Origin of the sequence: Methylobacterium sp. B4, assembly GCF_003201865.1 — a bacterium.
Taxonomy (GTDB): domain Bacteria; phylum Pseudomonadota; class Alphaproteobacteria; order Rhizobiales; family Beijerinckiaceae; genus Methylobacterium.
Window position 1 is genome coordinate 1 of record NZ_QJJJ01000047.1, and the last position, 7,489, is coordinate 7,489.

The window sequence follows — 7,489 nt, forward strand, 5'->3', positions numbered from 1 at the left end:
CATTCGGCTCTCCTCTTCGGAAGGCCGCACATTGAATCACATCCCCGCCCGCACCAAAACCCCAGACGATTCAACCCGCTCGGATCGCGCTCTAGCAAACGAAAAATCGGGTCGGGGATGCGGAGCAACGCCATCGAACAGGCCCGTTGAGCGCGCCGCCAGATTGACCGTATTGTTCAATGTGTAGCATTTGCTATATTCCTAGCCGCTTTGAAGCTTGGTGGGTGCGGTCATGCCTCTGAAGTCCGGTCAGTTTACGCCGCGGGAGCGCTCGTTCGTGAAGCATATGGTGCAGACCAACAGTCCAACCGAAGCCGCCCGACGGAGCGGTTATCCGCAGCCGGCATCGATCGGCGGCGTCCTGATTGCAGCTCCTGACGCAGTCCGGCCAGGGCGTCACGGAGCGCGAGTACGAGCGCAAGATGGCCGAGCTCGTGCCGGTGGCAGGCGAGGCGCCCAGCGTCACGGCGGCCAAGCGCCGCCAGTTCGCGACCTACGCGGCCGCGGTGAAGGGCCTCGCTGGCAGGGCGCTCGACAAGGTCAATTCCGTCCCCGCGCAGACTCCCGCTGGTACCGCCGCCCCGGCGGCCCCCGGTGGCTACCCCGATGGAACGGTCATCGAGAACGATGCGGGCCAGCGAATGATCCGCCGCGGCGGGAAGTGGGAGCCCCACAATGGGTGAGCTGCCTGCGGGCTTTCGCCTCGTGCCACGTCACGGGGTGCTAGCCGCCGACGACTTGCCGGCCGGCTTTCGGGTGGCGGCCCCGCCAGCGCCAGCGGCGCAGCCGAGTGCGGCCGTCGACGTTGCCAAGGCCTTGCCGACCGGTGCCGTGAAGGGCGCGATTGGCCTCACGGGCCTGCCGGGCGACGTGCAGGAGATGGGCAACAGCCTGTTCGATCGCGCCGCGCTCGGCGTCGGGCACACGATCATGGATTGGACCGGCTATGGCCCCCAGGCCGGCACGCCGGAGCGGGAGGAGTTCGACCGCCTTTATCTCGGGATCGGCTCCGGCGGCGGCCTGCCGACGTCCAAGGACGTGCGTCGCGGCGTCGAGAAGGCCACCGGCCCGTTGTACGAACCCAAGACCGTCCCGGGCCAGTACGCACAGACCGTCGGCGAGTTCGCCCCCGGCGCGCTTGTCGGACTCGGCGGTGTAGCGCGTCGCGCAGCCGAGACCATCATCCCGGCCGTGCTGTCCGAGACGGCGGGCCAAGCCACCAAGGGCAGCGCGGCCGAGCCGTTCGCGCGCCTCGCCGGCGGCGTGGCCGGCAACGTCGGCGTGGCGACCGCCGCGGCCCGGGCTGATGCGCCGGCGCGCGCCATCGCCGCCGCGACGCGCGGCACGACCGAGGCCGATCTTGCCGCGGCGCGGGCGCTTGGCGAGACCGCGCAGCGTGTCGGCGTGCCGCTCACCGGTGCCGAGGCGGTCCAGGGCGCCACGGGCAACGCGACGAAGCTGGGCGACCTGCAGCGGGCCGTGGAGGGCTCGTTGGACGGCGGCGCCGTGCTCGCGCGGGTCTACGCCGACCGCCCCGCGCAGATGCGCAACGCCGTAGAAGAGGCGCTCGCCGCGCTCGGCCCGCAGAGCACGGCGCCGTCGACGATCGGCCCGCGCGCGGCCCAGACCGCCGAGGCGGCCATCGACGACCTGCGGCAGAGCATCAACCGGGGGACACGGGCCGACTACGCGGCGGCCGGCAGTCACGTGCTCGACCCGGCCGACTTCGAACCGCTCGCCCGCGACGCCGCATTCCGGGAAACGCTGCGCCAACTCCGCGCCGATCCCGTGCTCGGCCCGACGTACCGCGACCTGCCGGACAGCTCGATTGCGGTCATCGACGCCGTAACAAAGGGGATGCGCGACCGCGGCGTCGCGTTCGGCAACCGGGCGAATCCAGGCTTCAGCTCCGAAACCGCGGGTCTCTACACCGGGGGCGCTGCCGAGGCCCGCGCGATCGCCCGGGATCCGACACGCGGCGGCTCTCAGGCCTACGACGACGCGCTCACCGCCCAGGCGCAGGCGCGCCGACAGAACCTTGAACCCCTGGAGCAAGGGCCGCTCGGACAGCTCGCCCAGGCCGGCGACACGGCGGCGGCGACGCAGGCCGTCCTGCCGGCGCGGCCCCTCGTGGGCGGCGAGGTCGAGCTCGCCGACGCGGTGACGCGCCTGCGGGCCCGCGATCCGGATCTCACGAACGAGCTTATCCGCCAGCGGCTCGCCGATCAGTACGACGCCAGCGCGACTCGCCTCGTGGGCGGCGAGGCCCAGGGCGGCGGTGCGCGCTTCGCCAAGGATATCGCCGGTACGGAGCAGCAGGCGCGCAACCTCGATGCTGTCCTAGAGGCCACCGGCGGCCCGGCCGTTCGGCTGCCCATCGCCGACGTGCTCGACGTCCTCCGCGCCACGGGCACCCGCAAGCCCCAGGGCAGCCCCACTGACTTCAATCAGCAGATCCGCGAGGCTGTCGGCGAGATGCCGCTCACCGCCCAGGCTATGACGGCTTTGCGCACGGGCGGCGCTTCGCTGCTGACGCAGGCCGGCGACGGAGCGCGGCGGGCGTGGTTCGGCCGGAATAACAGGACGCTCGCCGAGATCCTGACCGCGCCGGACAGCGTCGGCCAGATCGGGACCATCCTGCAGCGCGGGACGGCTACGCCCTTCGCCGACGCGGCGCTGCGGCAGGCGCTGCAGTCGCGCAGCGTAGAGGCAGTGGGGCCTAGGTAGCGCATCCTCGGTGGAAGCTTTCGCCATGCTCAGCCGCGGCAGAGCTTAGATTTTTGAGTGATCAGCGCAGCGGTTTTGGGGCAGGCCCACCAGCCTCTTTGGGCTTCGACATCTTATCATAGCTGCTCGGGTCGGTAACACCGCCAAGCGAGACCCAGCCGACCTTGTCTTGTCCCTCGCGCTTGATGAAGACGTAGCCGGTCTGGTGCCAGGGCCAGACGGTGTCGGTCTTGTTGTCGAGAACGAAGTCGCCGCGGTCGGTAATAACGGTGAGCAACCCGTGGCCATGACCCTCCGCGTCGATGACAACGGTAAACCGCATGGCCCGTCTCGACAGCCCTTTGCCGACAAGCAGCTTGCGTTTGAGGAGGACGTAATCCTCGCTGTCCCCCTTGCCATCCTCGGCGAGGCCCCACACGTCCGGAGCACCCCAATGCTCCTGATCTGCAACTAGCTTCACCGTCCTGTTGACGCGGGTGTTTACGTCTTCGATTTCCTTCCAGTTGCGAGCTGTCAACTCGATGTGGTCGGGCTGTGCAGTATCGACAGCACACTCAACCTTCCCAGGACCGTCGCAAAACACTCGCCAAGCCCTTATTTCAAGCGCGTCCTTGAACGTCCGCATCGGGACATTTTTGCTTGGCAACGGCGCCCCTATGGCAGGAGCTGTGCTCAGCATTCCAGCTAGGAGCATCGCTGCGACAATCCACATCGGCTTCTGCCCTCTCTTTCCCTAGACGAAACTGGACTCGCACAGGATTACCCCCGTGGCGCTCGGAAGCCAGCTGCTTTCGCCTCGTCCTCGGAGCAGAACAGGCGCTCGCCAGCGCGGTCGTTGACGCGGGTGCGCTCGTAATCGCGCGAGCCGGGCAGATGGTAAATCCGTTCTCCACCGGCCGAGATGTTACCCTTGATGTTGCAACCGCTTGCCTTGCTCGGTGGCGTGACAGTGTCAGGCCTCGAGCGTTCGCCGCCAGCACGCTTCGCGCGCCGCCACTCGGATGGATCCTGGAACGTGCCCGCCCAGATGCCGTGCCGGAGCGCCTTTGCCGTGAGTTCAGCGTTGACGTAGTCCTCGGTGTAGCGCCGGTACGCAACGGCGTGCCCTTGCCCGACCATCCAAGCGTTCAGGTCCTCCGCGTCGGCACGGCAGACGGCCACAACCCGGCCATAGCGGTCTATCTCGCGTGGATCACAATTCACGAGGCGTTTGCCGATGTGATCGGCGAGAGCCAGGGCGGCCGCCTGTCCGCAGCGGTAGTCCTTGCCAGCGGCATCCTTGCAGAGCTGCGCGCTTTCCGGCGCATCGATACCGTGAAGGCGGATGCGCGTGCCACGAACGTCGAGCGTGTCGCCATCAATGATGGAGGCCCGGCCAACTACCGGTTCAGCGTGGGCCGGCGTGGCGAGAAGCAGGACTAAGAGCCAGGACCAGGAGCGCATAGCGCCGCTCTATCACGCCGTCGCGCGACATCCCAACCGTCTCAACCGTCACAATTGGCACGCCACGGCGGCAGATAGCAGACAGTGCAGAGGGCCTCAACAAACTTGCAGCAATCACAGGCTGCGCCATTGTTTTATTTCACTTGGGCATTCCGCGAGCAAATCTAGAGCAGCTGCTACGATCAGGGTTGCTACTGCTCCGCCGCTAAACCAATCTCGGCAAACATCGCCCTTCTCGAACCTAACTTGAGTCAGCTCTGGCGCGCTTCGTATCGTGTAGCCCCATTCAGGTAGGATGTTGCTGAGCAACCGTTCTGCCTCGTGGAAAGACGTTAGGAATGGGCCGGGCCGGAGACTGCGCACTGTGATGTAGTAGTAGGGCTTGAACTCGTTGTCCCAGTTGGGCTCGCGAGGATGTGGGCTCTGGCCCTTATCGTTAAGATGGATGGTGGCCACTCCAAGCGTGTACGGCGGACTCTCGGACTGCGGGATCGGCTCGAACAGGGCATCCATGACCTCGTCGACCGCCTCAACTTCGCGCCAGCGATAGGCGTATTTATTCAGCAGTCGGTCACGAAGTGCAGCCAGGCGAGTTGGGTCGAGCAATCGAGGGTCGGGCGGGATCTCTGGGTAACGTTGATCCCGATATGGGGCGAGCCTCGCGTCGATCGCAGCTTGATCGCGCTCGTAATCTCGATCGCTCGCGATTGCGTCGGCCTCACGCAGTAGTCGTGCCATCCATTCTGGTAGTCGCATCGCCAACCTCCGGCCCCCGGCCGCTGTGGACCACTTGCTACCTCTCTACCCGAGACGGCTTCGGCTTGAGTGCTGCCGATGCTCAACATCATGGTAAGGATGGCTGCCGCTGCTGCCGAGTGCGCCTTGGTCACAAGTCTCGTTTCATTTGGCAGAACGCGCATCCTCGAATGCGCGCACCAGCACCCGCCGGCCCCGGGCATCGTGGACATCCACCAGCCAATCGGACCAATCCGTACCTGGCGCCCCGTCCATGAGCGCCCGCGCGACCCGATCGGCCTGTGGCCCAAGCTCACGTAGCCGAGGCACCCACCGGCCGGGCAGATCGAAGACGGCGTCACCGTCACCGCCGACGCAATGGAAGTGGTAACGCTGGACGGTCACTGGCCTTTTCGCTCCGCGTCCACAGTGCTCCCCATGCCATTTCGGCGCTGCGCCGATCCGCGTTGAACCCGGATCGGCCATCTGGTTTGTTCACTGTACGTTCTAGAGGAATCGGGGGTGACATGCACGCTGCGGTCGGGCGTCGGACGGTGCTGCGCGACGATCTGCCGGCTGCGGTGGACGCGCGACGGATAGAGGCGGAGATGATCGCCGAGGCCTATCGGAGCGCGCACCGCGGGGATGACCACACCGCCCTCGTGGCGGCGATCGCCGATACCCTGGCCGATCTCGCAGCAGCTGAAGAGCGGACAGAGGCTGTGCGGCGTCAGGTTTCCCGCGGCTACGTGCGCGCTGGAGCGCCGGCGGCTGACGAGCGCGCCTGATGGTCGATCCGATCCCATGCCTCGCGCTCTATCCCTATGTCGTCGTGCGCGTGGAGTGCGGCATCTGCCCGGCGCGCCGGGGCGCGTATCGGCTGGCTCGGCTCGCGGCCAAGTACGGGCCGGAGACCCCGCTTGAAGAAGTGCTCGCCCGCATCTCGGCGGATTGTCCCTATCAGCGCGGCCCGGCGCGTCCTGGCGACAAGGTGCCCGGCCAGTACGTGCCGCGGCGCCATGCCTTCTTGCCGGACATCGTCCGGCCGGTGCCACATCCGCCCGATCTGCCTCCGTCTTTGATGCGGCCGCGGCTCGTGAGCGGCGGCAAGGGCTAAGCGCATCTGCTAAGGCTCGCCCCATAACGCTGCGCCTCCGCGCGGGCCGAAGGGGAGTGTGAGCGATGAAGAGCACCCTCCGGCATCGGGACGAGCACGTGCTGAGCCCTATTGCTTGGGCGCTGATCGAGCTGGACGAGATCGGCTACCACGTCGAAGGCAATCGGGATGCCTCGATGCGGCGTTGGCAGGTCGACTTAGGCCCTCCGCTAACTTCGCGTCAGGTCATCAGCTTCGCAATTGAGGCGACCGCGCACGCGTCGAGTCGACGCCACCACTGACGGTGCGAAGGGACTGAAGCGGAAACCCCGCCACAGCGGGTGCCGAGGGGTTTGGTAGGGTCAGCGGATGTAGGGCGATCGGCATCGAGCCGGACCGGATCTCGTTCGGCAACCTAATCAGCTATCGCGGCGTTCAAGGCACCCCAGATGGCATGCCGATCTCGGAGTTTGTCGGTCGGGCGCGGAAGGGCTGATGATCCCCTTGGATTACACCATTGAAGAGAGCGCCGACGGCCTCTTCGTCGTGAAGGTCGGCAAGGATCTGGCCGGCTACGTGTCCGAGGATGCCGAGCACCCAGGGCTTTGGGTTCTCGAGGATGCCGGCGGCCACCTGATGGGTCGACATCACGACCGAGAAGCCGGCGCTTCGTTCCTGGCCATATGGTTTGCGGCGGGAGATCAGGACTGGTCATAATCGCCGACGAACTCGCGGCCGCCGAGATGCGGTCTCTCCTCAGCTTCGCCTGCGGCTTCTGCTTGGACAAGACGAACATGCGGAACATCTACGAGGTTGTTGGTCGCGAGATTGCCAAGATCACCGCCGAGGATACTGGCTAGCCGCAATCTGATCATCTAGGCGCTTTCTAAGGTCGACAAGCGCCATATCGATCAGTGCTTGCAGCGTCCGTGAGCCGACTCGCTCTGCGAGCGGACGCAGCTCTACCAAAGCATCCATGACTTGGCTGATTGCCTGCATTTGCTCATCCGCATGTACGAAGCGGCGGCTGTCAGTGACGTCCACCATAATCCCAACGCAGCGTAACCCATGCCCCTCTGGCGCCGTCTCGACCTTGCCACGAGCCAGAACGACGCGCGATTGGTCATCCGAGCCGCCGGTGCGAAACTCGGCCTCGAAGCGGCCGGCTGATCGATGAGCCTCCTGGACGCGATGGGCAACTTCCCCACGGTCCTTAGGGTGGACGCCTTCAAGAAAGATGGCGACCGGGACACCGGACGCGGCACGACGTTGCTCAATGCCGAGTAAATCTGCGGCTTTGCCGGTCACGGTCACGACCTGAGTCGCCAAATCGGTCTCCCAAGCGCCCACATAGCCGGATGCGTCGAGAGCGGATTGTAAAGCTGGCTTCATAGCGATGTTCCTAAGGCAGCCGTTTCCAAGCGCTGGAGCCTGAGACTTGGGGACGAAACGCGCAGTGTCTGCACCTTCGTTCCAATCCGAACACTC

General features: G+C 66.1%; 10 protein-coding genes. 6 read left to right on the plus strand and 4 right to left on the minus strand.

All coding sequences use genetic code 11. From position 1 onward, the window contains the following. Window positions 1–365 precede the first annotated feature (365 nt). Window positions 366–683 (plus strand): hypothetical protein, encoded by a 318-nt coding sequence (locus BY998_RS23675; protein ID WP_110354135.1) that lies wholly within the window; start codon window positions 366–368, stop codon window positions 681–683. Between the two features lie 148 nt (window positions 684–831). Next, complete coding sequence (locus tag BY998_RS23680) at window positions 832–2,727, plus strand: hypothetical protein (protein WP_146221852.1); 1,896 nt, start codon at window positions 832–834, stop codon at window positions 2,725–2,727. A 61-nt stretch (window positions 2,728–2,788) separates the two neighbouring features. Here BY998_RS23680 and BY998_RS23685 read toward each other — a convergent pair whose 3' ends face one another. The 3 genes from BY998_RS23685 to BY998_RS24150 form a co-directional block, all read right to left on the minus strand. Further along, window positions 2,789–3,352 carry a transglutaminase-like cysteine peptidase gene (locus tag BY998_RS23685; RefSeq protein ID WP_245421728.1) on the minus strand — a complete coding sequence of 188 codons (564 nt, stop codon included), beginning with the start codon at window positions 3,350–3,352 and terminating at the stop codon, window positions 2,789–2,791. A 134-nt stretch (window positions 3,353–3,486) separates the two neighbouring features. Then, complete coding sequence (locus tag BY998_RS23690) at window positions 3,487–4,170, minus strand: thermonuclease family protein (RefSeq protein ID WP_110354138.1); 684 nt, start codon at window positions 4,168–4,170, stop codon at window positions 3,487–3,489. A gap of 114 nt (window positions 4,171–4,284) precedes the next feature. Beyond that, window positions 4,285–4,926: a hypothetical protein gene (locus tag BY998_RS24150; protein ID WP_146221853.1), complete on the minus strand. Its 642-nt coding sequence runs from the start codon at window positions 4,924–4,926 to the stop codon at window positions 4,285–4,287. 506 nt (window positions 4,927–5,432) lie between these two features. Between BY998_RS24150 and BY998_RS23705 the strand changes: the two genes are divergently transcribed. The 4 genes from BY998_RS23705 to BY998_RS23720 all read left to right on the plus strand — a co-directional run bounded on the left by BY998_RS23705 (window position 5,433) and on the right by BY998_RS23720 (window position 6,718). Continuing rightward, window positions 5,433–5,693, plus strand: coding sequence for a hypothetical protein (locus tag BY998_RS23705; protein WP_245421729.1), 261 nt, complete (start codon window positions 5,433–5,435; stop codon window positions 5,691–5,693). After that, the gene (locus tag BY998_RS23710) at window positions 5,693–6,022 is read left to right on the plus strand and encodes a hypothetical protein (RefSeq protein ID WP_110354141.1); all 330 of its coding nucleotides are present in this window, start codon (window positions 5,693–5,695) and stop codon (window positions 6,020–6,022) included. The genes BY998_RS23705 and BY998_RS23710 overlap by 1 nt, the downstream gene beginning before the upstream one ends. Window positions 6,023–6,087: 65 nt before the next feature. Next, on the plus strand, window positions 6,088–6,303 hold the full coding sequence (locus tag BY998_RS23715; RefSeq protein WP_110354142.1) for a hypothetical protein: 216 nt from the start codon (window positions 6,088–6,090) through the stop codon (window positions 6,301–6,303). A 193-nt stretch (window positions 6,304–6,496) separates the two neighbouring features. Then, window positions 6,497–6,718 carry a hypothetical protein gene (locus tag BY998_RS23720; protein ID WP_110354143.1) on the plus strand — a complete coding sequence of 74 codons (222 nt, stop codon included), beginning with the start codon at window positions 6,497–6,499 and terminating at the stop codon, window positions 6,716–6,718. A 120-nt stretch (window positions 6,719–6,838) separates the two neighbouring features. On the opposite strand, the gene BY998_RS24155 is transcribed toward BY998_RS23720, so the two are convergent. Beyond that, window positions 6,839–7,489, minus strand: a 651-nt coding sequence (locus BY998_RS24155) for a hypothetical protein (protein ID WP_210205518.1), incomplete at its 5' end; no start/stop codon positions are given.

Bases quoted from the DNA above. Each gene is read 5' to 3' on its own strand.
- BY998_RS23720 (WP_110354143.1), top strand. From the start codon at position 6,497: ATGATCCCCTTGGATTACACCATTGAAGAGAGCGCCGACGGCCTCTTC.
- BY998_RS23710 (WP_110354141.1), top strand. From the start codon at position 5,693: ATGGTCGATCCGATCCCATGCCTCGCGCTCTATCCCTATGTCGTCGTG.
- BY998_RS24150 (WP_146221853.1), bottom strand. From the start codon at position 4,926: ATGCGACTACCAGAATGGATGGCACGACTACTGCGTGAGGCCGACGCA.
- BY998_RS23705 (WP_245421729.1), top strand. From the start codon at position 5,433: ATGCACGCTGCGGTCGGGCGTCGGACGGTGCTGCGCGACGATCTGCCG.
- BY998_RS23685 (WP_245421728.1), bottom strand. From the start codon at position 3,352: ATGCGGACGTTCAAGGACGCGCTTGAAATAAGGGCTTGGCGAGTGTTT.
- BY998_RS23715 (WP_110354142.1), top strand. From the start codon at position 6,088: ATGAAGAGCACCCTCCGGCATCGGGACGAGCACGTGCTGAGCCCTATT.
- BY998_RS23690 (WP_110354138.1), bottom strand. From the start codon at position 4,170: ATGCGCTCCTGGTCCTGGCTCTTAGTCCTGCTTCTCGCCACGCCGGCC.